This window comes from Microbulbifer variabilis, from assembly GCF_020524905.1.
Lineage (GTDB): Bacteria > Pseudomonadota > Gammaproteobacteria > Pseudomonadales > Cellvibrionaceae > Microbulbifer > Microbulbifer variabilis_A.
On the sequence record NZ_JAIVKI010000001.1, the window covers coordinates 512,015 to 536,587 of the forward strand.

Sequence of the window (24,573 nt, forward strand, 5' to 3'; positions counted from 1 at the left end):
CTTACTTATTGCAACCGATATAAACGGTATTTCCATTGAATGCCAAAGGGTAAGTGGTGAGCTGGATATTAGCGTCTTCAATGCAAACACCATCCTCAAGGCGAAAATGGTGTTTATAAAGTGGTGAAGCAATGGTTAATTCACCCTCCAGCTCCGCGATTATTCCCCGCGAAATAACCCCAGCTTGTGCGATCGGGTCCCAGTTGTCAACGGCGTAAAGCTGTCGATCCTGCCCTGGTAAAAAAAACAGGGCGATACCTTTTTTTTTCTCAGATTTAACCGTGTTATCTGCATTTTCTGAGGAGGTATCGCCCCAAAGGGCACACACCCCGGAGTTACTGACCAGATCTGAGCGTCGACAGATTGGCAGCCATTGGGGGTGGGTTATGGCAATAGAGTTAATAGTGTCTTGTCTGGCGCTGGCTTGAGACATAACAATTTCCTTACAGGATTGTGAAAAAAATCAGAAATTGAAATTAAATCTTATTCATTCAAATGAAAGTATTTCTGGAATGTGCCACTAAGCAGACTCCGCAGCTTCCAATATTTCCTCGGTGGTAGCCGGGCGGGGTTGACCGCGCTCCTTAACAAAAACAATTTTGTCATCACTCTCAGTGCTGTTGACGAACTGACGAAAACGTTTGAGTTTTTCCGGATCGTTGATGGCGGACTTCCATTCGCACTGATAGCTATCAACCACGCGTGACATTTGTGCTTCAAGTTCGGCACAGATTCCCAATTTGTCATCGATAATGACTTCACGTAGATAGTCGAGCCCACCATCAAGACTTTCCAGCCATACCGAGGTGCGCTGCAATTTATCGGCGGTGCGCACATAGAACATCAGGAAGCGATCGATATATCGAATAAGGGTTTCGTCATCCAGGTCAGTGGCGAAGAGGTCCGCGTGCCGTGGACGCATGCCGCCGTTACCGGCGACAAATAGGTTCCAGCCTTTTTCGGTGGCGATAACCCCCACATCCTTGCTCTGCGCTTCGGCACACTCGCGGGTACAGCCGGATACGGCCATTTTGATTTTGTGGGGGGAGCGCAACCCTTTGTAGCGGTTTTCTACACGCAGAGCCATGGAAACACTGTCCTGCACCCCGAAGCGGCACCAGGTACTGCCTACACAAGATTTAACAGTGCGCAGAGACTTTCCATAGGCATGGCCGGTTTCGAATCCCGCATCAACCAACTCCCGCCAAATCTCTGGCAGCTGTTCCAGGCGAGCACCAAAAAGATCGATACGCTGGCCTCCGGTAATTTTGGTATAGAGGTCATAGCGTTTGGCAACATCGCCAATCACAATAAGTTTTTCTGGGGTGATTTCACCACCGGGAATACGCGGTACTACAGAGTAACTGCCATTTTTCTGCATATTCGCCATAAAAGTGTCATTGGTATCCTGCAGGCCAACGTGGGCCTGTGCCAGAATATGTTCATTCCACAGAGAGGCGAAGATGGAAGCTGCAGTGGGTTTGCACACCTCACAGCCCTGGCCGCTGCCATGTTTATCGAGGAGGTCATCGAAGGTTTTAATTTCTCCGACCTGGATAATATGGAAGAGCTCTTGGCGGCTATAGGGGAAATGCGCACAGAGGTGATTGCTTATCTCCATACCCAGTGCCGCTAATTCAGAATCGACAATATTTTTTAGCAGTGCCGCACAACCGCCACAGCCGGTGGAGGCTTTGGTAACATCCTTGACTTCCGCCAGGGTATGGCAGCCGCCGTGTACGACATCGATAATCTGCCCTTTACTCACGTTATAACAGGAGCACACGGTGGCACTGGCAGGTAAAGCCGAGGCCCCGAGGGGGGATCCCGCACCATCAACTGAGGGAAGAATAAGCTGCTCAGGGTGCTCGGGCAGCTCAATATCATTAAGGTGATATTGCAACAGGGTATCGTAATCCCCGGTATCGCCAACCAGCACCGCTCCGAGCAGTTTCTGGCCTTTGGCATCGGTTATCATGCGTTTGTAGACGCCGCCCTGTTCATCCATAAAAGTAATCGCGGCCGCGCCCTCACTGCGCCCGTGGGCATCGCCAATAGAACCGACCTGAACACCGAGTAGCTTTAATTTGGTGCTCATATCGGCACCATTAAAAAATGTCTCTGAACCGGTAAGTTGTGCGACGGCGGTGCGTGCCATGCTGTAACCCGGGGCCACCAGGCCAAAGATCCGCCCTTCATAGAGAGCGCACTCACCAATGGCAAAAATCCTGGGGTCGGATGTGCGACAGCGGCTGTCGATGACTATCCCCCCACGCTCGCCGACTTGTAGTCCCGAAGATTTTGCCAGTTCATCGTGAGGGCGAATTCCCGCGGAGAAGACAATCATATCGGTAAGGAGCTCATCTCCTCCTTTGAACTGCATGCGCAAACGGTCATCCGCTTCTGCAATAAGTTCTGTGGCCCTGCTGGTGTGTACCTTTACACCGAGGGCTTCGATTTTTTTGCGCAGCAAATCGGAGCCGCCCTCGTCGAGCTGAGTGGTCATAAGTCCCGGAGCGAACTCCACTACATGGGCTTCGAGTCCAAGGGCCTTTAAGGCATTTGCCGCTTCCAGGCCGAGTAGGCCACCACCGACAACAACACCACTATGCGCTGTAGATGCAGCTGTGCGGATTGCATCCAGATCTTCAAGGGTGCGGTAGACAAAGCAGCGCTCGTGCTGGTGCCCTGGGATGGGGGGCACAAAAGGATAGGACCCTGTGGCGAGAACTAGTTGATCGTATGTGTATAAGCGTCCGCTCTTGGCGGTAACGGTTCGCTTATCGCGGTCAATGGCGATAGCCGGGTTGTTGAGCTCCAGCTCAAAGTCCCATTTCCGGTATTGCTCAATATGGCCCATGGCCAGATCTTCCGCGCTACGCCCGGCAAAGTATTCGGACAAATGTACGCGGTCATAAGCGGGCCTGGGTTCCGCACAAAAGACGGTGACTTCAAAATCGATGCTTCCATTTTTTTCTGCCAGCTGTTCAAGAAAGTGGTGGCCAACCATGCCGTTACCAATCACAACCAGCTTTTGTTTTTCTGTCTTTTCCTTCATTGCTATTCCTGCCATCTGAAGTCAATTTTTTCGACAGGAAAGGAAGCGCTTGATGTGGCAAGGGCACCTCCTCTTCTGTCGAAGAGTACAGGCGCCGTTGCCTCGAATTGGGGGAGAATTTTGTTGGTCATTTAATGTATTCAATCTCCGTGCCAATATTTAGCCTTGGAATGGCGCCAATCTGTCCCTATTGTCCACAATTTTTGCGATATGTTGGTGCGAAAAATAAAAATTATGCTCTGAATTAGTGCTTAATAAAATTCTGTGGAATATTAGATGTAAGGGGATTTATTTGTGGACTGCAGACAGGCAAAAGCGGGATCGGATGATGGGGTATTAGAAAAAATGTAGAAGGTGAGAAAGCAGCAGGATGAGCGCAATCAATTGCCAGAACAAAACAGGGTGCCTTTCCAATAGTGGGCGGCTATTGGGTGGTTTGAAAGCCGGATTGGGATGCTGTAGATCCTGAATGAATTCGGACAGACTGTTGTAGCGTTGTTTGGGATCGGCAGCGCAGGCTTTTTGCAGGGCGCCATCCACCCAATGGGGAATATCCTTACGGTGCGTATACGCTTTCGTATAACGCATTTGTTGATAACTCTTGAGCCGATAGTGCAGGTTGCCCAGGCGCTCGGGATAGGGGTATTTTCCCGTAAGTAATTCATAGGCGATGACTCCAAGGGAAAAGATATCTGAACGGTGACTGGCACTATCGCCAAAAAAGAACTCGGGTGCCGCATAATTCTTACTGCCTGGGGTACCAGCATCAGAGAAATGTAATTGTTCCCTGAGTCCTGGCCCATCAACCCCTCCCAGATCAATAATTACCAAGCGCCCATGGCTGCGCATCATGATGTTCTCGGGCTTCAGATCGCCATGCACAACTTCTAAGCGTTGTAGGCTGCGCAAGGCACTTACGAGCTGAGCCAGCAATTCCCGTACCTGGGATATTTGTGGCTGGGAATTAAGCTGCATCCACTGTCGTAAGGTCTGCCCTTCGACATATTCGAGAATATGGTAAAGGCAGGCACGCTCTGCTCTTGGGGGATACAGCTTGATAATTCCTGGGTGGTTTATTCGCCGGCCGGTCCACTCTTCGGCGATAAAGCGCTCGATATAATGCGGATCATCGCAGTAATTTACTGACGGGGTTTTGAGCGCGCGAAATCCACCGGATTCAAGATCTTGGACTAAGTACAGGTGACTGCGCGTGCTGGCGTACAATTCTTGCAGAATAAGAAAGCCATCGAGTTTTTGGCCGGGATTTAGGTCGGGGGCGAAGGGCAGCTTTCGGTTATGCATTGCCAATTCGTCGCACTGAGGAAAGTCTAGGCAATTAACCCTGGCGACGACTGCACTCAGATTATCGTTTGATCCAGCCTTCAGGGCCGCATCAACTAGCTGCTGCGGTGTGGTCTCGTCAAAATCAGCGAGTCTTTCCTGGATAGCGGTTTCGGACAAGAATTCGTGTATCCCATCGCTACTTAGCAAATAAATATCGTCGGGTAGCAGCGCTTCACAGCGATAGTCCACATCGATGTGGATATCCATACCCAGTGCCCGGCTGAGAAAAGTGCGCCCAGGAGACAGTTGGTGGCTATGATCGCGGCTGAGACACTCAAGCTTACCGGCGCGAAGACGATAGATGCGTGTATCCCCAACATGCACCAAGTGGGCGCTGGTACCTTTAAAAATAATAGCTGAGAAAGTGGTGAGCCAACCCCGCTGAATTTCTACACTGCCTCCACTTTGCCGGTATAGCCAGCTATTGAGGGAATGGAAAACCCGCGCAACTGCGTGGCGGGTAGACCAGGTTTCCGGAGTGCTGTAATAATCTGAGAAAAAGCCGTTGATGGCTGCGCGAGCGGCCTCGCCGCCAGCCTCGGCACTGGCGACACCATCTGCAACTGCGGCGAGTGCACCATAGCGCCTGAACTCTACCCCCTTTGGTAGCCGCACAGCACAGGCATCGTCGTTGTGCCGGCGATGACCGGCACAGGTGGCGCTGAAAATTTGCAAGGCATCCATTTTTTTATTCTGCAACTTTTCAGATACTCCTGAGAGGCTTTGTACCTCTCCTGGAGTTTTTACATACAGCTCTTTATTAAGCGACATCAATCATTGATACACTGCCATCGGGATGTACCTCGGCCATTTGCCCCTCGGGTTCCTCCAATAATAACAGTGCGGCAAGGCCTAAAAGTGCGGTGATGCCGATAACCATAAAAAATATTTGGTAGGAAACCAGGCTCAACACAGTGAGATAAAAAACTGCACCGACATTGCCGTAAGCACCAGTCATACCAGCGATCTGCCCGGTAAGACGGCGCTTGATTAGAGGAACTACAGCAAATACGGCCCCTTCACCGGCCTGCACAAAAAAAGAGCATGCCATAGCCGCGGCAACTGCCAGGTAGAGCGGCCATTCGGCATTGATCAAGCTCATCGTGAAGTAACCCAGTGCCAAGCCCGCAGTCAGTACCAGCAGAGTGGACTTTCGCCCCCAGCGATCACTAATCAAGCCACCCGCTGGACGGGACATCAGATTCATAAACGCATAGGCTGAGGCAAGCAAGCCCGCTTTTACTGGGTCGAGGGTAAAAGTCTCAGAGAAAAATAGTGGCAACATAGATACCACGGCCAGTTCCGAGCCAAAAGTGGCGAAATAGAGTACATTGAGTACGGCTACTTGCTTGAATTTATAGCGATGTACGGGAGCTGGTGGATTAGTGAAAACTTCGCGGTTGATACTAAATGTCTTGCGCGCATCCAGCAGGTAAAGTAAGCCGAGCCCACAATAAATCAAGGTGGCAGCGAGGTTGGAGACTAAACCGACACCATTTGAAAGTTTCCAGGTTAACAATGCCAGGGCTCCATACATTGGTACCTTCATAGTCAGTAACAGTATGAAGTCTCCTGGACTGGTGACTTCCATGGCCCCAATTTTTTTCGGCTTGAAATAAGTGGAACCCTTGGGTGTATCAGTCACGGAGAAGTAGTAAACCACACTGTATACCAGTGCAATGACGCCCGTGATGCCAATCGCATAGCGCCAGCCATTATCGCCACCAAAAAACAGTGCGATGGTGGGCAGGCTCATAGCGGCAGCAGCCGATCCGAAATTACCCCAGCCCCCATAAATACCTTCAGCGGTGCCTAACTGGCGGGCGGGGAACCACTCCGAAACCATGCGAATGCCGACTACAAAGCCCGCGCCAATGAAACCGAGCAGAAAGCGTCCTATTGCTGCCTGCATGAAGTTATCTGCTAAGGCAAAGATAAAGCAGGGCACACTGCCGATAGCAAGTAGTAAGGAGTAGGTAAGCCTGGGGCCGTACTTGTCAGTGAGCATTCCGATCACAATACGTGCGGGAATGGTCAGGGCAACATTTAAAATAAGCAGTGTTTTTACCTGATCGGGTGTGAGTGACAGACTCTTCGAGATTGCCATCAATAATGGGGCATGGTTAAACCAGGCAAAAAACGTAATGAAGAAAGCCACCCAAGTTAGGTGTAGGATTTTTATCTTTCCTCGAAAAGAAAAAAGATTGAGGGATTCACTGGACATGCGCATTTCCTTTGATTGCAAACTCCGCAGGCACAAAAAAAGCCCACCGCCGCGCCCTTCTTTTGGTCGCAGTCAATGGACTTCATTGCCCGGTATCTTTGGTGAAATAGGGATTGACTGTGCGTATGTGCCTAGCGGCAGGACATTGCACCATCGAAATATTTCCATTCAATTAATGTGCCACTATTTTTTAGTGCAGAGATAATCCACGGTCTGGCGATAGAGATCCGACCTAAAGTTCTGGCTGTCCGCTAAGGCGATTTCGCTAAAATCGCTGCACATTTCTATTAATTGCTGGGCTTTTGCCTCACAGGGGCGACCGTTGTCATTATCGATATGAGCGAACAAGTGCCAGCCAGGATTAGCTATGATGTCAGTGTTCCGGCGGTAAAGGATCTGATCGTTCAGGGAACCTTGTAACAATGATTGTGGTAAATCCAGATAATGCTTTTGTGATAGTAATCCAGCTGCTTCATAGCGATTTTCCCGGGCGGATAACCATGAACAAGCCTGTAGCAATGCGGCGCGGAGGGCCAGATGGCTGGCTGGGTTGGCTTCATGCCAGCTTTGGGTTACGGCCAATACCTTTTCCGGCATTGCTGGTAATAGGGTATTACAGGCGGAGGCTATTACACCGGTTCCTTTGTAGGCGGCGAGACTATTCCATGGCTCACCAACACAATAACCATCAATAACCCCTCTGTGGAGATTCTCCAGCATTTGTTCGGGAGGTAGCACAATTAGTTGCAAATCCTGATCGGGGTTGATATCTGCAGTCTGTAACCAATGGCGCAATTGTAAGGTGTGACTGGAGAATGGATAGACTGTAGCGAGCCTAATCGGTGAGGTGCCCCTATTTTTTTTTAGGTAATTTTTTAACGCTGAGGCAATATCGGTTCGCGTTTCTTGGGTCGTATAGTGCTGCAGGCGTTGATAGAGATCTTCCGAAAGAGTTATAGCGTTGCCATTGCTGCTGAGAATCAAACCACTGATGAGTCGCTCTTTACAGCCTGGTAAGGCTTGGGACAAAGTTAATGGCATTGGGGCTAGCATGGCTGCGGCATCGGCCCTACGCCCAATCAATTTGTCACGTAGGGTTGCCCAGGAAGTTTCCCTTTGCAGCTGCACTTCCAGGCCAAATTGGTGAAAGTATCCTTTCTCCTGAGCAACTATTAGAGGGGCACTGTCAGTAAGCCGTAGAAATAACAGTTTGATCAATTTTTTTTCCGGGCACAGTAAGGAAGACATCGGTGATTCAATGCTCGCTCTGAAAATAGTGAATAAGCTGTTCGGCTACCGCACGCATGGTTGCATTACTACTCATAGCAAGATTGCGCAGAATCTTATGCGCATCTTTCTCCGAGAGATTTTTCTTCGCCATTAATAACCCCTTGGCCCGCTCAATAGTTTTTCTATCGCTGAGTTGCTGTTGGGTTCTCTCGAGAGATTGGCGCAGCTGCTGAAAGCTCTTGAATTGAGCCATGGCAATTTCTATCGCTGGGGCAACCCGTTCAGGTGTAATCCCTTCGGCCATATAAGCACTCACTCCAGACTCGACCGCGCGACCGATAAAGTCCGCACTATTGTGACTGGAGAACATGGCCACCGGCGTGGGAGCCTCGCGATTCACTATGGCGAGGCTTTCTAAAATATCTCTATCGGGGGATTCAATGTCGATTAGTACAACGTCAGGTCGATACTTTTCCACTTGGAAAAGGAGCCCTTCAGCGCTACTTATTTGCGCGACAATCGTGTATCCGGCAGCTTGTAAACGCTCACAGACCGAATGAGCACGCTCGTGGTTGTCGTCAACCAACATGATTGCGGGGCTAATATTTGACACGGCTTGATGTGGCACTCGTTCCAGGGCTTGATGCTATTTATCAAGAGTTAATCAAAACTTGTGCCAAGAGCGCTAAAGAGGTCAATTAAAATAAATTCTTCTAGTTCCATGAAGTGCGGCGGGAGTTCCAATTTGTTTCTTGCTGTGTCATTTTGCGACTATTGGCTCTTTAGTACAAGGGCGAGAGTTGTAGGTATTTTGGTCATCGATTGCTAGGGGACACTGTAAAAATACTACTTAGGTAAATTTTTATGGGGGTCTTATGAAAAAATGTTTCACATTAATTGTTGAGTGTTAGGGTTGGTTGATCCTATTTTTAGGTCATAATGCGTTATAGAAAACCTACTGAAAAGACAGTTTAGAAAAATCAAGGGGAGTGAGAGTGGGAATTTCCAATGCTAAAAATTATTCATTTTCAGAGCTTTGAGATTGAGCCCGCCAATAATCCGTGATTATTAAAGAGTCCCTTTGTCTTTTTAGCGACTTCCTGTTACAGCTGTAACCTTTCGACGTATTTAGATTTTGGTTGCACCTGAAACAGGTTGATAGCCTTATAAATTTCACCAATTGTGGCTATTAGGTGTCTTCCCTTTCAATCCCTCTTTTCGGCGTTTACACTCGGCCTGTTTATAAATTGGGCAACCCAGACCTTTTTGAGGTAGATGTAGTTGTAAATTCATAATATTAACTATGAGGGGCACGGCGGTGATAATAGCCATACCTAGAGAGACCGCAGAGGGAGAGGCGCGTGTTGCGGCAACTCCAGATAGCGTTAAACGTTTACTTGATTTGGGTTTTTCTGTTGTTGTGCAGGCAGGTGCTGGTGACAAGGCCAGTTTTAACGATGAATCTTATCGGCAAGCTGGGGCCGAGATTCGTGAAGACATGGCAACTTGCTTTAAGGGGGCCGATGTTGTTCTAAAAGTACAGTCACCCACTGATGACGAGTTGGCATTGATTCCTAAAGGGGCAACGCTGATCGCCTTCTTAAAACCGGCACAAAATGCCGAGCTCCTGCAAAAGCTTGCCGATAACAATATTAACGCGCTTGCAGTCGAATCGATCCCCAGGATTTCCCGAGCCCAGAAAATGGATGCGCTCAGCTCCATGGCTAATATCGCTGGCTATCGCGCCGTTATCGAAGCCGCACATAATTTTGGCCGATTTTTTACTGGCCAGATCACCGCGGCGGGAAAGATTCCACCAGCCAAAGTACTCGTTATCGGAGCCGGTGTTGCTGGACTCTCGGCGATAGGTACGGCCAAAAGCATGGGTGCCATTGTGCGGGCATTCGATACCCGTGCAGAGGTGCGTGAACAGGTTGAATCCATGGGAGCTGAGTTCCTCACTATAGAGGTGGAGGAAGAGGGTTCCGGTTCTGGCGGTTACGCCAAGGAAATGTCCCAGGAATTTATTGATGCGGAAATGGCTCTGTTCCGTGAGCAGGCCAAGGAAGTAGATATTGTTATTACCACGGCCCTAATACCCGGTAAGCCTGCGCCAAAACTATGGCTTGCCGATATGGTCGATAGCATGGCACCAGGCTCGGTGGTGGTAGACTTGGCAGCAGAAATGGGGGGTAATTGTGATTACACCGTGCCCCACCAGAAAACTGTACACAGTGATGTGACAATCATTGGCTATACCAATTTACCCAGCCGTGCAGCCACACAGTCTTCCAGATTGTACTCTACCAATCTTGCTCACCTGCTCAGCGAGCTCACTCCAGCAAAGGACGGTGAAATAGACCTGAACTTTGGCGATGAAGTTATTCGTGGGGCAACTGTGGTGAAGTCTGGAGAGATTACCTGGCCGCCCCCCGCCCCCCAAGTTTCTGCTCAGCCAAAAAAACCACCTAAAGTGGCTGAAGAAGCCAAAGTTACGGCTGAGGAAAAGAAAGAGAAGCGCAAGTCGCCGCTGTCAATTTTTGTTTTCTGGGCAATCGCAGCAGTCTTACTCTTATGGCTTGGTCGAGTGGCTCCGCCAGAATTTGTTTCTCACTTTACGGTTTTCATATTGGCCATTTTCATTGGTTGGCAGGTGATTTGGAATGTCACCCATGCCCTGCATACACCCTTAATGAGTGTTACGAATGCAATTTCCGGGATTGTGGTCGTTGGGGCCTTGTTACAGTTGGGTGCTACCGGCTCCGGGCTTGTTACCTTGCTTGCCTTCGTAGGAGTCCTTGTGGCCAGTATTAATATATTCGGTGGTTTTTTCGTCACCTACCGAATGCTGAAAATGTTTCGCCGGTAAGGAAGGAGATAAGTGATGAACGGTATGATTGCAATGGCTTATCTTTTTTCCGCAGTAATGTTTATTTTGAGTCTGGGCGGTTTGTCCAGCCATGAGACTGCGCGACGAGGAAATATCTACGGTATGGTCGGTATGGCAGTTGCCATAATTGCTACCATTGCTGGTATTACTTCCGGGGCTTATTGGATGGTCATTATTGCCATGGTGGTTGGTGCTGCGATAGGCCTATCCCTGGCGAAACGCGTGGCTATGACCCAGATGCCTCAAATGGTGGCACTGTTGCATAGCTTTGTCGGCTTGGCTGCAGTTCTCATTGGCTGGGGTGGTTTCCTAGACCCTCGAGTGAATCTACATGGCTCAGCGCATGTTGTGCACAGCACCGAAATTTATCTCGGCGTTTTTATTGGGGCCATTACTTTAACGGGTTCCTTAGTCGCTTTCTGTAAGTTGCAGGGACTGGTCTCTGGTAGGCCGCTGATGTTACCTGCCCGCCACTGGCTCAACCTAATTGCTATCCTGGCTTGTATTGTATTGGGTGTGCTCTTTGTGCCTGCGCAAGTAAATGCGGCCACGACTCTCAATCTGTTAGTGATGACGGCAATTGCGTTACTGCTCGGCATTCACCTGGTAGCCGCGATCGGCGGTGCCGATATGCCGGTGGTTATCTCTATGCTGAATAGCTACTCTGGATGGGCCGCGGCGGCAACTGGGTTTATGCTGGGTAACGATCTGCTTATTGTAGTGGGCGCACTGGTCGGTTCTTCTGGTGCGATTCTCAGCTACATCATGTGTCGTGGCATGAATCGTTCATTTATTAGCGTGATTCTCGGTGGTTTCGGCTCTGACGGTGGGGAAGTCTCCGATGAGGAGGTTGATGGTGAAGCCATTGCTATTGACCAGCAGGAATTGGCCGATGATCTCAAGGCTGCAGATAGCATCATCATTGTGCCTGGCTTCGGAATGGCCGTTGCTCATGCCCAACAAGCAGTCAGTGACTTGACCGATCGCCTACGTGGTATGGGTAAAACGGTGCGCTTTGGTATCCATCCTGTTGCGGGGCGGCTACCTGGCCATATGAATGTCCTGTTAGCCGAGGCCAATGTGCCTTACGACATTGTGTTGGAGATGGATGAAATTAATTCCGACTTTCCCAGTACAGACTTGGTACTGGTGATAGGAGCCAATGACACGGTTAACCCTGATGCCGTAGAAAAGCCGGGCTCGCCAATTGCCGGAATGCCAGTATTGGAGGTTTGGAAAGCGCGCAGAGTAGTAGTGCTTAAACGCTCCATGGCTTCTGGCTACGCGGGTGTGGCAAATCCCCTGTTCTACAAAGAAAACGCGCGCATGCTATTTGGCGATGCTAAAGATAGTCTGCAAGGTGTACTTGGGAAAGTTTGCGACTGATTAAATAATACCTGACGACGAATTGTCAGGTAGCTTTATTCGGGCTTGGGGCGTTGGTGCCAGATTGGCATTAAACGCCTCAGGCCCGTTTGTTTTTTTTGTGTGCATAACTCTTATCAAGCCTAATTGACTATCGCTCGCTTTTGTCAGTAGTGATAATCTCCCGGCCTTTACGGTTTTTAACAAAAAATTAAAGGAGTTGGGGGATGGGGGTCCGTTTACGTAAGCTTGCCCTACAAGGATTGGTTGCGTTTGGTGTGCTTAGCTTGGTTGCCTGCGGTAGCGGCGGTAGCGGCGGTAGCGGCGGTAGCGGCGGTAGCGGCGGTAGCAGTAACGGTTCGGGGGCAACTGAGAAGCCTTCTCCAGTAGGAGGCACATGGGTTGAAAATAATTTCCTACCATCTTCAACTTTTGTGGGCAGATGCGTCTCGCCAAGAACTGGTACTGATCCAGCAACCGGCTATAAATATATCGATCAGCTAGGGACACGTGAAGACGAGAACAACTGGCTTCGCTCAATGAGTAATGAAATCTACCTTTGGTACGATGAAATTACAGATAAGGATCCGGCAAGCTTTGATAACTCGTTGGCTTACTTTGATGAGCTAAAAACCTTTGCAAAAACTCCTTCCGGCCAGGAAAAGGACCGTTTTCACTACACAGTCCCCACTAATGAGTGGCTGTCGCAAACTGAGTCTGGTGTTTATGTCGGCTATGGCCTGCAATGGGCACTTCTGTCGAGTAAACCACCACGCAAAGCGGTAGTTGCCTACTTGGATGAAGAAGACGATGGTCATCTGCCGGGTATCATTACTCGAGGTGCTGAGGTAATCAGTATTGATGGTGTCGACTTGGCCAATGGCGAAGATGTAGACACTTTAAATTATGGCATGTGGCCCGAGAATGAAGGTGAATCTCACACTTTTGAAATTAGGCCTTTGGGCTCATCTACCATTGAAAAGGTTACTCTTGTTGCCTCGGCAGTGAAGTCTGACCCTGTTCAGTATGTAAAAACTGAGGTGACAGATTCTGGTCGTAAAGTAGGCTATATGCTTTTCAATGACCATATCGCAACAGCCGAAGCGGAATTGATTAATGCCGTTACCCAGCTGGAATCTGCTGCAGTTGAAGATTTGGTACTGGATTTACGCTACAACGGCGGTGGCTATTTGGATATCGCTGCAGAGTTGGCCTATATGATTGCTGGTGTTACTTCAATTGGCCAGCCCTTCGAACGAGCCGAGTTCAATGATAAGCATCCAGAAACAAATCCAATCACGGGTGAGCCAATTGGCTCAACTCCGTTCCATACTAAAGCTCTAGGGCTTATAGATGAGACTTTGAAAGGGGTCTCTCTACCTACACTGAATCTTCGACGCGTATTTGTTTTGACGAGTGAAAATACTTGCTCGGCCAGTGAAGCCATTATTAATGGTTTACGCGGAATAGATGTAGAGGTTATTCAAATTGGTGAAACAACTTGTGGTAAACCCTATGGTTTTTATCCACTGGATAATTGCGGTACTACTTATTTCACAATTCAGTTTTCTGGTGTAAATGCCAAAGGGTTTGGCGATTATTCTGATGGATTTGTCCCAAATGGCACCAAGCATACAGATGCTGATTTGCCGGGTTGCCACATCGGCGATGATTTTTATCATCTTTTGGGTGATACCAGCGAGGCCCGTTTTGCTGCAGCCCTTAACTATATTGAAAGTGGGGATTGTGGTGATGTAGATGTGGATGCATTTTCTGAGTCTGGTATCAATACACGTATTCCGGTATCAGATGCTCTAGTACCAAAGGAAATTTCTCGCAGCAATCGGATAATGGTGAGATAGAATGAAAATTGCAGCCCTGAAAGGTTACTGCTGTCTTGCATTGATATGTCTGGGCTGCGCCTCTCAGTCAAATATTCAAAGTGCCCAGCCGGCGCTGCTAGAAGATACTAGTCCAGAAGTTAGAGAGAAGATTCAAGCCTTGGTATCAAAAGCTATGGGTGGAATTAAAATTACTCTAGGCCCTGATGTATTTTTGGAAGAGAGTCTTTTGGTAGTAGAAAGTGATCGGCAGCATATGGCATTAATTGGGCGAAATATGGCGAAGCCAATCAAGTTCCAGCTGCTTACTGATGGGAAGAGGTGTTGGCTCACTAGATTGTCTAGTGGTGAGTCTTGGGAACTACCTGTGTCTTGTAAGTTTGCTGCTGATATAGACGGCTGACGGAGTTAACAAGAAGCGGCTTTAGCCGCTTCTTGTTAAGGCCTCAACGTAGCAAGTTGGACTTGCGTACATCCGGCTTCTGTGCTGCCCGATAAATCAAGGCAATCTTGCCGATCTCCTGGATCAGCTCCGCGGAGGATTTCTCACAGAGTTCCCCCACAACCTGGTGGCGGACTTCACGGTCGGCGATCATCAGTTTCACCTTGATCAGCTCATGATCTTCCAGTGCACGTTCCAGTTCTTCCATCACGCCCTCGCTGAGCCCATTGCCCGCTACGGTCACGACAGGTTTGAGATTGTGACCGAGTGAGCGAAGTGCTTTTTTGCGGTCGGCGGTTAAAGGCATACAATACTCCATTACCACTTTGTGGATATCGATATGGGAGCGGCCTTAAGCTGCGATCGACGCCAGTCGTTGTTAGGCGAACCAGATCGCGGCCTAAGGCCGCTCTTACAATTAAGTTGTAGTGATTGTAGGCATTGTACCCGATGGGCCGATCTAAGAGCAGCCACCGCTGGCTGCGTGAACATTTTAATGACCAGTACGTCAAACAGTCCCAGAAAGAGGGCTACCGCTCCCGTGCCAGCTACAAGCTGCGGGAGTTGCAGGATAAGGACCGCCTTTTCAAACCGGGCATGACTGTTGTCGACCTGGGTGCGGCACCGGGAGGCTGGTCCCAGGTGGCGATGGAGCTGGTGGGGCACAAAGGCCGGGTTTTGGCGTCTGATATATTGCCGATGGACCCCCTGGCTGGTGTGGACTTTGTGCAGGGTGACTTTACCGAGGAGTCTGTGCTCAACGAGCTGCTGCAACATCTTGGCGATGAAATGGCAGACCTTGTGATTTCCGATATGGCCCCCAATATGAGTGGGATACGCGATGTGGATCAGCCCGCCTCCATGTATTTGGTGGAGCTAGCGGTAGATATGGCCCGGCAGGTTTTAAAACCCGGCGGTGCCTTTGTTGCCAAAGTCTTCCAGGGTGAAGGGTTCGATGAGTTGATGCGCGACTTGCGTGCGAGTTACAACAGTGTCGTGACTCGTAAGCCGGGCGCATCCAGACCTCGCTCTCGCGAAGTCTACCTGGTGGCCAGGGGCTTTAAAGGCGGTTAGGCGCTGCGGCGTATTTCTAGTCTGTCCGCTCGATATGGTATAAGCGTTATTCCTTCAGGGCGGCAGGGCTGTTGTCACCTACACCTATACTGATTTGATGGGTATAGATAGGGTCGGCACAGCAAAATGAACGGATTTTGAGTGCGAAAGCGAGAGGGCTATCCCTTTGAATGATATGGCAAAGAACCTGGTACTGTGGTTGATCATCGCGGCGGTGCTGCTGATGGTGTTTCAGAATTTCAAGCCACAGACACGGGATGAGGCTCTCAGCTATTCCGACTTTGTTCAGGATGTGCAGTCGGGGCAGGTGAAGAGTGTCGTTGTGGACGGCCTGGTGATCACTGGCGAAAAAGCCGATGGCAGCCGTTTCAAGACTATTCAGCCACAAATTATTGACGATGAGCTCACTAATGAGCTGGTGCGTAGTAATACCCAGTTTGTCGGTCGTGAACCCGAGTCCCCCAGTATCTGGCAGCAATTACTGGTAGCGAGCTTCCCGATTCTCATCATTATTGCCGTCTTTATGTTCTTTATGCGCCAGATGCAGGGCGGTGCTGGTGGCCGCTCTGGCCCTATGGCCTTTGGCAAGAGTAAGGCGCGTCTGCTGGGCGAAGACCAGATTAAAACCACTTTCGCCGATGTTGCGGGTGTGGATGAAGCGAAGGAAGAGGTGCAGGAGCTGGTGGAGTTCCTGCGTGATCCCACCAAGTTCCAGCGCCTGGGGGGCAATATCCCTCGTGGTGTTCTGATGTGTGGTCCTCCCGGAACCGGTAAGACCCTGCTGGCTAAGGCCATCGCCGGTGAGGCAAAGGTGCCCTTCTTTTCTATTTCAGGTTCCGACTTCGTAGAGATGTTTGTCGGCGTAGGTGCTTCCCGCGTACGGGATATGTTTGATCAGGCCAAGAAGCAGGCTCCCTGTATTATCTTCATTGATGAGATTGATGCCGTAGGCCGTCATCGCGGCGCCGGTGTTGGTGGTGGTCATGACGAGCGCGAGCAGACCCTCAACCAGCTGCTGGTGGAGATGGATGGTTTTGAAGGCAGTGAAGGGGTGATCGTGATCGCCGCCACCAACCGTCCGGATGTACTCGATCACGCTCTACTGCGCCCAGGTCGTTTCGACCGCCAGGTGTTTGTTGGCCTGCCCGATATTCGCGGTCGCGAGCAGATTCTGACCGTACATATGCGCAAGGTACCGCTGGATGACAAGGTTAATGCCCAGACCATCGCTCGGGGCACACCAGGTTTTTCCGGTGCCGATTTGGCCAATCTGGTAAATGAAGCGGCATTGTTTGCTGCCCGTGCCAATAAGCGTACAGTGACCATGGAAGAGTTTGAGCGCGCTCGTGACAAGATCATGATGGGTGCCGAGCGCAAGTCCATGGTGATGAATGAGAAAGAGAAAGTGAATACCGCTTATCATGAGGCTGGCCACGCGATTATTGGACGCTTGGTGCCTGAGCATGACCCGGTACACAAGGTCACCATTATCCCTCGTGGCCGCGCTCTGGGAGTCACCCAGTTCTTGCCGGAGGAAGATAAGTACAGTCTCTCCAAGCGTGCGATTGAATCCCAGTTATGCTCCCTGTTTGGTGGTCGTATTGCTGAAGAGATGACCCTGGGTATTGACGGCGTGACAACCGGTGCATCCAACGATATTGAGCGGGCCACCGACTTGGCTCGCAATATGGTGACCAAATGGGGACTCTCCGAAAAACTCGGCCCCTTGCACTACGGAGACGACGAGAGTGGTCAGCCAGGACAGGGTAACCCTGTTTCCGGCAAGACCTCTAATGATATCGATGAGGAAGTTCGTCGTATCATCGATAGCTGTTACGAGCGCGCTAGCAAGTTGCTTGAGGAAAATCGAGATATTCTGGAGGCAATGAAAGATGCCTTGATGGAATACGAAACCCTGGATGCGGAACAGGTGGACGACCTGATGGCTCGCCGCAAGGTGCGCCCGCCTAAAGACTGGGAAGACAACAACTTCGGCTCCGGTGGCAACAGCTCAACCGATGAAAAGGATAAAACCGATAGTTCTGAAGCTTCCACCGAGGCTGAAAAGAGTAACCCGGTAGGTGGCCCGTTAAACGAGCACTGATTCTCAGTAAAAGTTCAAGGACATAGACGGAATGTAGGTCGGGATGGCATTAGTCCAGCCCGATTCGACATTCCGTTTTTTTATCTCTGCTATGAAAATTACCTGTGGACAACACATCCTGGATCTCTCCTCACCTGTGGTGATGGGGATTCTAAATACCACCCCAGACTCCTTTTCCGATGGCGGAAGTTACTATCAGGCCGGAATGCTAGATCTATCCCTTGTCTTGCGTCGGGCCGAGCAAATGCTGTCTGAGGGAGCCGCAATTCTTGATGTAGGTGGTGAGTCCACTCGGCCTGGAGCCGATCCAGTTTCTGAGCAGGAGGAGCTCGATAGGGTACTGCCCGTAGTCGATGCTATTTGCGCTAGGCTGGATATTGTCGTCTCGGTAGATACCAGTACACCAGCAGTCATGCGTGAAGCCGCTGCAGTGGGTGCCGGACTTATCAATGATGTTCGCGCATTAGAGCGAGAAGGAGCTCTTGAGACCGCTGCACAAACTGGCCTGCCTGTATGCCTGATGCATATGCAGGGGCAGCCCAATACCATGCAAAGCGCTCCCACTTATGAAGAAGTAGTTGCAGAAGTTGCAAACTACCTGGCTGGGCGTATTGAAGCCTGTGAGGCCAGGGGTATTATCCGTGAGCGCCTCCTCTTGGACCCAGGTTTTGGTTTTGGAAAGACCGACGCCCATAATTTGGCACTATTAAGTGCTTTGTCCCAACTGGGACCAGCGGAAATTCCTATAATGGCTGGTTTATCACGCAAGTCGATGATCGGGCGTCTTTTGCAGAGAGAGGTCGAGGATCGACTCCCCGGCAGTCTGGCACTTGCTATGCTGGCAGCCCAGCGAGGGGCAAAGATTTTACGGGTGCACGATGTTGCAGAGACGGTAGATGTTTTGCACTTACAGAAAATTGTCGGTGATTATAAAGCCTAATTTCTACAACTTTTAGCGATCCTAAGTTGTTGGGGCAACTTGTTAAATATTTTCACAAATTAAATGCGGTGCAATTTAGCTGCTATTAGAGAAACGTTATGGAAAGAAAGTACTTTGGCACTGATGGAATTCGTGGACATGTGGGAGAGGGTGCAATCACCCCGGACTTTATGCTGCGCTTGGGATACGCCACTGGTAAGGTACTGGGGAAAATGTCTGCGGGAAAGCGATCCAATCGCCCCTACATTTTAATTGGGAAAGATACCCGGGTTTCCGGTTATATGTTTGAGGCCGCCCTAGAGGCGGGTTTAATCTATTCTGGAGTCGATGTGGGTTTGCTTGGCCCCATGCCTACCCCGGCTATTGCCTATCTCACCCGCACTTTTCATGCTCGAGCGGGAATAGTTATCAGCGCTTCCCATAACCCTTTCCATGATAATGGTATCAAGTTCTTTTGTGCCGAAGGTTATAAACTGCCAGACGAGGTAGAGCGCGAGATCGAAGCCGCTCTAGAGCTCCCGATGGAGGCGGCTGATAACCTTGGTAAGGCTTATCGAGTTGATGATGCTGCTTCACGCTATATTGAATTCAGCAAAGCATCCACACCTTGGAACTTTTCTCTTGATGGGCTCAAAATCGTTCTTGATTGTGCAAATGGAGCCACTTATCACATAGCGCCAAAAGTTTTTCGCGAGTTGGGGGCGGAAGTTACCGCCTTGAGCGCAAGCCCCGACGGGTTGAATATCAACCTGGAGTGCGGTTCCACCAAACCCAAGCAGCTACAGCATGCGGTAGTAGAGCAGGGTGCAGACCTGGGGATTGCCTTTGACGGTGATGGCGACAGGGTTTTGTTTGTTGACCGCAATGGCGAGCTTGTCGATGGTGACCAACTCCTCTTTATTATCGGTTTGTATCAACAGGAACATCTTGGTGGCTGTAAAGGCATTGTCGGCACCCTGATGAGTAACTACGGCTTTGAGCTGGCTCTGCGCGAGCGCAATATCCCGTTTGAACGGGCTAAAGTTGGCGATCGCTATGTCCTTGAAAAAATGAAGGCAAATGGCTGGATGCTGGGTGGCGAGTCTTCAGGTCATATTATCTGTGCCGATGCTTCCACAACCGGTGATGGTATAGTTGCTGCTCTCCAGGTGCTTCGTGCCCTTTCAGAATTTGATCAACCTCTGCATCAGCTCAAAGCACGTATGCAGATGCTCCCTCAGCACATGATTAATGTGCGACTTGGACATCGTGATGGTATTCTCGACCATCCCGAGGTAATGGCCGCAGTCAGCGATGCGGAGCTTCAGCTTGCTGACAGTGGTCGTGTTCTGTTGCGTCCCTCTGGCACGGAGCCCCTGATCCGCGTAATGGTGGAAGGTCGTGATAGTGCTCAGGTTGAGCAATTGGCGCAGCAAATCTCGGTTGTAGTTCAACGGGTTGGGGGCGGCTGAGCTCTAAGCAGGGTTACTCTTGAAGTGTTCTAATGGGCGCCACCAGAGAGTTAAACAAACTCGTATATTTTTGGTTGTATGTTGGCGGCAATATCGCTAAGATTTGCGCCCCTTGAAGGAGCACACATGCGAATACCGCTGGTAGCAGCTAACTGGAAGATGAACGGCAATAAAGCATTTGCCGAACGTTTTTTTTCTGACTTTGACCTGCAGGCTATTGCCGCTCAGGTCGTTGTGTGTCCACCGTTTCCTTATATCCCTCTGGTTGCCCAGGTTGCGGAAAATAAGGAGCGCTTAAGCGTTGGTGCGCAAAACCTCAGTCAGGAGTCTAGTGGTGCATATACCGGTGAGGTATCCGCTGAAATGTTACTCGACTGGAATGTTCGCTATGTTATTGTCGGGCATTCCGAACGTCGCAGTCTCTATGGGGAGACAAGCGAGCTGGTAGCCAGGAAATTTGTGGCTGCCCAAAAGGCTGGCTTGATCCCGATCTTGTGTGTGGGGGAAACGCTACAAGAGCGTGAGCAGGGACGTACTCTCGAGGTAGTCGCAAGCCAGCTCAAAGCGGTTGGCGATATCACAGAAAGTGATGCCTGGGAGGGCTCTGTTGTGGCCTATGAGCCTGTTTGGGCTATAGGTACCGGCAAGACTGCGACTCCCGAAGAGGCTCAAGACGTCCACCAGTTTATCCGAGGTGAACTCGGAGATGTGGGCAATAAAGTACAGATTTTATATGGCGGTAGTGTAAAATCCGCTAATGCCGACGCACTATTTGCGCAGGCTGATATTGACGGCGCCCTTGTGGGTGGCGCTTCGCTTGATGCGAATGAGTTCGCCGCAATTTGCCGCGCTGTTGGATAGTATTCAGCAAGCGGATTAGGGAATACTGAAAACGGGTTAGTATAACCCCGGCAGAGAGTTTCCAGAAAATGGAAAATGTTGTTTTAATTGTACACGTTGTGGTCGCTCTGATAATCATCGGCCTGATTTTGATACAGCAAGGTAAGGGTGCCGAGGCTGGTGCCTCCTTTGGTGCGGGTGCATCTCAGACAGTTTTTGGCAGTCAGGGTGGCGGAAATTTCTTTTCCCGCTTGACAGCAATTTTTGCTACGGTATTCTTCGTCACCAGTTTGGGGTTGGCCTTCCTGGCTCACCAAAACTCAGATACCAACATCGACGCAAACCTGCCGCAAGTACCTGCTGCAGAAGAGCAAGTTGGCCCAGCCAATGAGTTGCCAGAAGCCGAAAGCGATATACCGCAACTTGAAGAAGATTTGGAAGCCGGTGATGTTCCTCAGGCTCCAGCAGAAAGCGGCGAATCTCAAGATCCAGCCGCTGGTCAGAATAGTGACTCAGAGGAACAACAGTAAAGTTTTAGCCCAGGTGGTGGAATTGGTAGACACGCTATCTTGAGGGGGTAGTGAGCTATGCTCGTGCGGGTTCAAGTCCCGCCCTGGGCACCACATCAAGATCCGAAGAAGTTCGGAATCATCCAGAAAGCCCGGTAAAGCCGGGCTTTTTGCTATCTGGAGGGTATACAGCCCTCCGCTCTCATTCGTTGTCATCCGGTGCTATTTGGCGCCACATTTGGTGCTACCTAGTTCAATTTAGAAACTGGTAGCACCACCATGGCTCTGACAGATTCTCAAATCAAATAGGCCAAACCAAGCGACAAAGATCGGTGACTTACGGAGGGACAGGAACTGCTCCTGTTGATCAAACCTACTGGCTCCAAGTATTGGCGGCTTAAATATCGATTCAAAGGAAAGCAAAAGAAGTTGGCCTCGGGGTTTACCCCTCTGTAAGTCTTAAGCAGGCGAGGTAAAAAGTAGCTGAAGCAAAGCAGCTGCTAGAGGTGGGCCCCGACCCCTCAGCACAAAGGCGAATTGAGAATCAGTAAGTCAGAGTCAATATTGACAGGAGTTTTGCTGCTGTTGCTGAAGATTGGTGGTACCACCAGAAAGGAGCTTCGACAGAGGATCATGCCAATGGTTGGGTACCCGTCAACTCTTTTCAAAGAGGGCGTCCACGCCGACACTTGAAACAGCTTCCTTGTAGCGATAGAAAGTATCTCTCGATATTCTCTGTGTTCCCCGCTTAAGCGGGGAAATTTCTTGATATATCCTAACTGCTAATACTCAATTATGCAGAATAGATTTTAGTTATTTGCTAAGAATTAATATCTATCGTTTTCTGAGGCCTTGCGTCCTCAGATGTAATGTATCACAGCAAATTCACTGCTAAGGATGCTCTGAAAAATCAGCCTTTAGCCTTGCATCAGGCTTCCTATAGCTAAAAGTGCCTATTTTTTACGCGAAACCCTACTTTCTATACATAGTTATCGCCATTCTTTCTGCCTTAGATCCGCATTTGGCGAATTTAAGACACACTAACCCTAGGTCAGCAGATACTTTTTCCCAATTAGTAAGTTGGTAAAGCCAGCCAGCAGAAATAAGCGCTGAGTGTTTTTTTCTAAACCTCGATAGCGTACTTTGCCATTCTCGAAGATATTTTATATATCGGAATGGGTAATCTACTTTTGCCCTAACCTGCGCCTTTATTTTTTCTACCTTTCGTAACTCAGTTTGGCACGGGCGATGCTTCAGGCGACTATGCTTCTCTACAATATGTCACTCCACATCTTTAGATTTAAGCTCTTCTCGCTTTTCTGCACCCATGTAGCCAGAATCCCCCCAAACTCGCTTCTCTTTACCATGCAGCAATTTGCCTGTTGCAGTAATGTCGTGTTGGTTAGCGGCTGTTGTGTCGAGACTATGTATGAGTGCGAGGGTGTCATCTGTACCGATATGCATCTTCATTTTGAGCTTCTAGTCGCTGCCAGGGGTGAGGGCATTCATCTGAGAAAGAAACTTCTCTCGGCGAGTTATACGACGCTTGAGGTTGTATTCTGCTTCGGCAAAGGTGACTTGGTGCATGATCTATCCTATCCTTGACGGATAGCCAAATACTACCAAATTGACTGGGAATTATTCAGAGGTTCCTTAATAAGTTTCTGTGCCTATTTATTATTTCTGAGAGCTTTCGCTCTCAGAAATAACGTATCAAAGATGCTCCGGAACTTTTCTATCGTACTTACTTATAGTCAATTATATGGTTTCTGCACTAAGTTTTTACAGAAGTTTACTTTCCAAAATATTGATTTGCCACTGCTCAGCATCTTGGGATTGGGCAATTGATCTGGCTTCTTGGTAATATTTACGAGCCATAGATTTATTTCCATGCTTTTCATAGAGATCGGCGAGTGTTTTGTTGAAGTCAAGTGAATGCCGATATTTTCCCTCATACTTCTTTAATAACTTTATACCGTTTTCTGCAGTATCGAAGTGCGCTGTGTAATCAACCCACATAAGCAGAAATGCCTTCTCGGATTGAGGTAGTTGATCACGAATTTTATCCATAAATTCATCAATTTTATCAGTCTGTTCTTGTCGATAAAAAAAACGAATTGCCGCTTTTACGCTAGCGCTGGGAATGGATTGCCGTAGTGAAAATTCTTCCATCTTACTCTGGTAATACTTAACCAGTGATTCTGGATCTTGTAAGCTTGAGCTGGAATTTTCTGGTAGGTACCAGCCCGCAAAGATCTCTTTAAGCGAATTGCGTAAACTGATGGGCCCAATGGAGTTGTGACTTTCTTCAGGGTAGTGCCTGAAGCTCCAGTCCGCTGATCCTGGTGGTAACATATCTAGTTGGTGTATGAAACCGTATTGCCCCATTTGCATTTCATCAGCAACCGATAGAGAAAGTCGACTATTCATGCGATCATTTTTCAATTTTTCTTTTGCTTTTTTAATGATGCCATTTTCGCTATACCAAACAGCTGGGCTGATTGCTATATAATGATCGAAGGCATTGGGGGCTTCCAGATAGTAATCCAAGACAAATAAGCCTCCTACGGATTGTCCAACCAAGATGGAATTTGTTGATGCTCGGTAGCGTTTATGAATTAGGGGTTTGACTTCTTTTTCTATAAAACTCCTAAAATCATCGGCATTACCATTTTGCCCCTCCATGCTTATGGAAGGTAGTTCACTGGGGGTCATATAATGTCTGTAGCTCGCTGTTCCACGATCTGCAATACCAACCAAAATAACATCGGGAATCATTTCACCCTTATTGCCTAGGAACTCTAATATTCCAGAGACGCTGCGGAAATTATAATCACCATCTAATAGATAAATAACCGGATAGCTAAAGTCGGGATTTTCAAGATATTTTTCAGGCAATAAAACTTGGAGTTCTCTGTTTTCTGAAAGAATTTTTGACTCGATTGTTAAACGTTCGCCAGGTAGTAAGGGAGAGGCGATAAGTAATCTGCTTGTTGCGAGAAGGAAGCATAGGATGAAAATTCTAAGTGACATTTTTGACTACCATCTAAGGTTGATAAATTTTGTATTATATTTGAATCAAACCAGTTCATGACAGATTAAGAAAAGACCTTGTCAAGTTTGGGGTGATTAATTCATTCGGTTTAGTAAGTCTCTTGAAATCTATAAAAGTAAAGCTAATTTATATTGGTATAACTATCGAGAGTATATTATATATATTTAGTCCGGTAGCAAAGTGATTGTTTCATTTTTGTTGAATGT

At 49.0% G+C, this 24,573-nt stretch carries 19 protein-coding genes, 1 tRNA gene and 1 pseudogene; 12 read left to right on the top strand and 9 right to left on the bottom strand.

Annotated features, from left to right (window positions below):
• Nucleotide 1 precedes the first annotated feature (1 nt).
• The 6 genes from nirD to LC073_RS02155 all read right to left on the bottom strand — a co-directional run bounded on the left by nirD (nucleotide 2) and on the right by LC073_RS02155 (nucleotide 8,469).
• The gene (gene nirD, locus LC073_RS02130; RefSeq protein ID WP_226642906.1) at nucleotides 2-433 is read right to left on the bottom strand and encodes a nitrite reductase small subunit NirD; all 432 of its coding nucleotides are present in this window, start codon (nucleotides 431-433) and stop codon (nucleotides 2-4) included.
• A gap of 87 nt (nucleotides 434-520) precedes the next feature.
• The gene (gene nirB, locus LC073_RS02135) at nucleotides 521-3,058 is read right to left on the bottom strand and encodes a nitrite reductase large subunit NirB (protein ID WP_226642908.1); all 2,538 of its coding nucleotides are present in this window, start codon (nucleotides 3,056-3,058) and stop codon (nucleotides 521-523) included.
• A 336-nt stretch (nucleotides 3,059-3,394) separates the two neighbouring features.
• On the bottom strand, nucleotides 3,395-5,101 hold the full coding sequence (locus LC073_RS02140; RefSeq protein ID WP_226642910.1) for a bifunctional protein-serine/threonine kinase/phosphatase: 1,707 nt from the start codon (nucleotides 5,099-5,101) through the stop codon (nucleotides 3,395-3,397).
• A gap of 61 nt (nucleotides 5,102-5,162) precedes the next feature.
• Complete coding sequence (locus LC073_RS02145) at nucleotides 5,163-6,626, bottom strand: NarK family nitrate/nitrite MFS transporter (protein ID WP_226642912.1); 1,464 nt, start codon at nucleotides 6,624-6,626, stop codon at nucleotides 5,163-5,165.
• Nucleotides 6,627-6,809: 183 nt separating this feature from the next.
• Nucleotides 6,810-7,844, bottom strand: coding sequence for a CmpA/NrtA family ABC transporter substrate-binding protein (locus LC073_RS02150; protein WP_264190309.1), 1,035 nt, complete (start codon nucleotides 7,842-7,844; stop codon nucleotides 6,810-6,812).
• A gap of 37 nt (nucleotides 7,845-7,881) precedes the next feature.
• On the bottom strand, nucleotides 7,882-8,469 hold the full coding sequence (locus LC073_RS02155; protein ID WP_226642917.1) for an ANTAR domain-containing response regulator: 588 nt from the start codon (nucleotides 8,467-8,469) through the stop codon (nucleotides 7,882-7,884).
• Between the two features lie 690 nt (nucleotides 8,470-9,159).
• Between LC073_RS02155 and LC073_RS02160 the strand changes: the two genes are divergently transcribed.
• The 4 genes from LC073_RS02160 to LC073_RS02175 all read left to right on the top strand — a co-directional run bounded on the left by LC073_RS02160 (nucleotide 9,160) and on the right by LC073_RS02175 (nucleotide 14,355).
• Nucleotides 9,160-10,725 carry a Re/Si-specific NAD(P)(+) transhydrogenase subunit alpha gene (locus tag LC073_RS02160; protein ID WP_226642919.1) on the top strand — a complete coding sequence of 522 codons (1,566 nt, stop codon included), beginning with the start codon at nucleotides 9,160-9,162 and terminating at the stop codon, nucleotides 10,723-10,725.
• 15 nt (nucleotides 10,726-10,740) lie between these two features.
• Nucleotides 10,741-12,132 carry a Re/Si-specific NAD(P)(+) transhydrogenase subunit beta gene (gene pntB, locus LC073_RS02165; RefSeq protein WP_226642921.1) on the top strand — a complete coding sequence of 464 codons (1,392 nt, stop codon included), beginning with the start codon at nucleotides 10,741-10,743 and terminating at the stop codon, nucleotides 12,130-12,132.
• Nucleotides 12,133-12,338: 206 nt separating this feature from the next.
• The gene (locus LC073_RS02170; RefSeq protein WP_226642923.1) at nucleotides 12,339-13,973 is read left to right on the top strand and encodes a S41 family peptidase; all 1,635 of its coding nucleotides are present in this window, start codon (nucleotides 12,339-12,341) and stop codon (nucleotides 13,971-13,973) included.
• Between the two features lies 1 nt (nucleotide 13,974).
• A complete protein-coding gene (locus LC073_RS02175; protein ID WP_226642925.1) occupies nucleotides 13,975-14,355 on the top strand; it encodes a hypothetical protein in 381 nt (126 codons plus the stop codon).
• A gap of 43 nt (nucleotides 14,356-14,398) precedes the next feature.
• Here LC073_RS02175 and yhbY read toward each other — a convergent pair whose 3' ends face one another.
• Nucleotides 14,399-14,701, bottom strand: a complete 303-nt coding sequence (gene yhbY / locus LC073_RS02180) for a ribosome assembly RNA-binding protein YhbY (protein ID WP_226642927.1) — start codon at nucleotides 14,699-14,701, stop codon at nucleotides 14,399-14,401.
• 143 nt (nucleotides 14,702-14,844) lie between these two features.
• On the opposite strand from yhbY, the gene rlmE reads away from it, so the two are divergent.
• From rlmE to LC073_RS21885, 8 genes and pseudogenes are all read left to right on the top strand, one after another.
• The gene (rlmE, locus tag LC073_RS02185; RefSeq protein WP_226642929.1) at nucleotides 14,845-15,468 is read left to right on the top strand and encodes a 23S rRNA (uridine(2552)-2'-O)-methyltransferase RlmE; all 624 of its coding nucleotides are present in this window, start codon (nucleotides 14,845-14,847) and stop codon (nucleotides 15,466-15,468) included.
• Nucleotides 15,469-15,643: 175 nt separating this feature from the next.
• Complete coding sequence (gene ftsH, locus LC073_RS02190) at nucleotides 15,644-17,572, top strand: ATP-dependent zinc metalloprotease FtsH (RefSeq protein ID WP_226643309.1); 1,929 nt, start codon at nucleotides 15,644-15,646, stop codon at nucleotides 17,570-17,572.
• Between the two features lie 91 nt (nucleotides 17,573-17,663).
• Complete coding sequence (folP, locus tag LC073_RS02195) at nucleotides 17,664-18,512, top strand: dihydropteroate synthase (protein WP_226643311.1); 849 nt, start codon at nucleotides 17,664-17,666, stop codon at nucleotides 18,510-18,512.
• Between the two features lie 98 nt (nucleotides 18,513-18,610).
• On the top strand, nucleotides 18,611-19,963 hold the full coding sequence (gene glmM / locus LC073_RS02200; RefSeq protein ID WP_226642931.1) for a phosphoglucosamine mutase: 1,353 nt from the start codon (nucleotides 18,611-18,613) through the stop codon (nucleotides 19,961-19,963).
• A gap of 126 nt (nucleotides 19,964-20,089) precedes the next feature.
• A complete protein-coding gene (tpiA, locus tag LC073_RS02205) occupies nucleotides 20,090-20,824 on the top strand; it encodes a triose-phosphate isomerase (protein ID WP_226642932.1) in 735 nt (244 codons plus the stop codon).
• 68 nt (nucleotides 20,825-20,892) lie between these two features.
• The gene (gene secG, locus LC073_RS02210) at nucleotides 20,893-21,333 is read left to right on the top strand and encodes a preprotein translocase subunit SecG (RefSeq protein ID WP_226642940.1); all 441 of its coding nucleotides are present in this window, start codon (nucleotides 20,893-20,895) and stop codon (nucleotides 21,331-21,333) included.
• Between the two features lie 7 nt (nucleotides 21,334-21,340).
• Nucleotides 21,341-21,426 (top strand) — tRNA-Leu (locus LC073_RS02215).
• Between the two features lie 237 nt (nucleotides 21,427-21,663).
• Nucleotides 21,664-21,768: pseudogene (locus tag LC073_RS21885) on the top strand (hypothetical protein); the annotation flags it as partial.
• Between the two features lie 825 nt (nucleotides 21,769-22,593).
• Here LC073_RS21885 and LC073_RS02225 read toward each other — a convergent pair.
• Complete coding sequence (locus tag LC073_RS02225) at nucleotides 22,594-22,782, bottom strand: transposase (RefSeq protein ID WP_226642943.1); 189 nt, start codon at nucleotides 22,780-22,782, stop codon at nucleotides 22,594-22,596.
• Nucleotides 22,783-23,094: 312 nt separating this feature from the next.
• Nucleotides 23,095-24,345, bottom strand: a complete 1,251-nt coding sequence (locus tag LC073_RS02230; protein ID WP_226642945.1) for an alpha/beta hydrolase — start codon at nucleotides 24,343-24,345, stop codon at nucleotides 23,095-23,097.
• Nucleotides 24,346-24,573: the final 228 nt, after the last annotated feature.

What these genes read in the sequence shown, in the direction of transcription:
- pntB (WP_226642921.1), top strand. Translation starts at nt 10,741, where the DNA reads ATGAACGGTATGATTGCAATGGCTTATCTTTTTTCCGCAGTAATGTTT.
- glmM (WP_226642931.1), top strand. Translation starts at nt 18,611, where the DNA reads ATGGAAAGAAAGTACTTTGGCACTGATGGAATTCGTGGACATGTGGGA.
- LC073_RS02230 (WP_226642945.1), bottom strand. Translation starts at nt 24,345, where the DNA reads ATGTCACTTAGAATTTTCATCCTATGCTTCCTTCTCGCAACAAGCAGA.
- rlmE (WP_226642929.1), top strand. Translation starts at nt 14,845, where the DNA reads ATGGGCCGATCTAAGAGCAGCCACCGCTGGCTGCGTGAACATTTTAAT.
- ftsH (WP_226643309.1), top strand. Translation starts at nt 15,644, where the DNA reads ATGGCAAAGAACCTGGTACTGTGGTTGATCATCGCGGCGGTGCTGCTG.
- nirD (WP_226642906.1), bottom strand. Translation starts at nt 433, where the DNA reads ATGTCTCAAGCCAGCGCCAGACAAGACACTATTAACTCTATTGCCATA.
- folP (WP_226643311.1), top strand. Translation starts at nt 17,664, where the DNA reads ATGAAAATTACCTGTGGACAACACATCCTGGATCTCTCCTCACCTGTG.
- yhbY (WP_226642927.1), bottom strand. Translation starts at nt 14,701, where the DNA reads ATGCCTTTAACCGCCGACCGCAAAAAAGCACTTCGCTCACTCGGTCAC.
- tpiA (WP_226642932.1), top strand. Translation starts at nt 20,090, where the DNA reads ATGCGAATACCGCTGGTAGCAGCTAACTGGAAGATGAACGGCAATAAA.
- LC073_RS02145 (WP_226642912.1), bottom strand. Translation starts at nt 6,626, where the DNA reads ATGTCCAGTGAATCCCTCAATCTTTTTTCTTTTCGAGGAAAGATAAAA.
- LC073_RS02175 (WP_226642925.1), top strand. Translation starts at nt 13,975, where the DNA reads ATGAAAATTGCAGCCCTGAAAGGTTACTGCTGTCTTGCATTGATATGT.
- nirB (WP_226642908.1), bottom strand. Translation starts at nt 3,058, where the DNA reads ATGAAGGAAAAGACAGAAAAACAAAAGCTGGTTGTGATTGGTAACGGC.
- LC073_RS02160 (WP_226642919.1), top strand. Translation starts at nt 9,160, where the DNA reads ATGAGGGGCACGGCGGTGATAATAGCCATACCTAGAGAGACCGCAGAG.
- LC073_RS02225 (WP_226642943.1), bottom strand. Translation starts at nt 22,782, where the DNA reads ATGAAGATGCATATCGGTACAGATGACACCCTCGCACTCATACATAGT.
- secG (WP_226642940.1), top strand. Translation starts at nt 20,893, where the DNA reads ATGGAAAATGTTGTTTTAATTGTACACGTTGTGGTCGCTCTGATAATC.
- LC073_RS02170 (WP_226642923.1), top strand. Translation starts at nt 12,339, where the DNA reads ATGGGGGTCCGTTTACGTAAGCTTGCCCTACAAGGATTGGTTGCGTTT.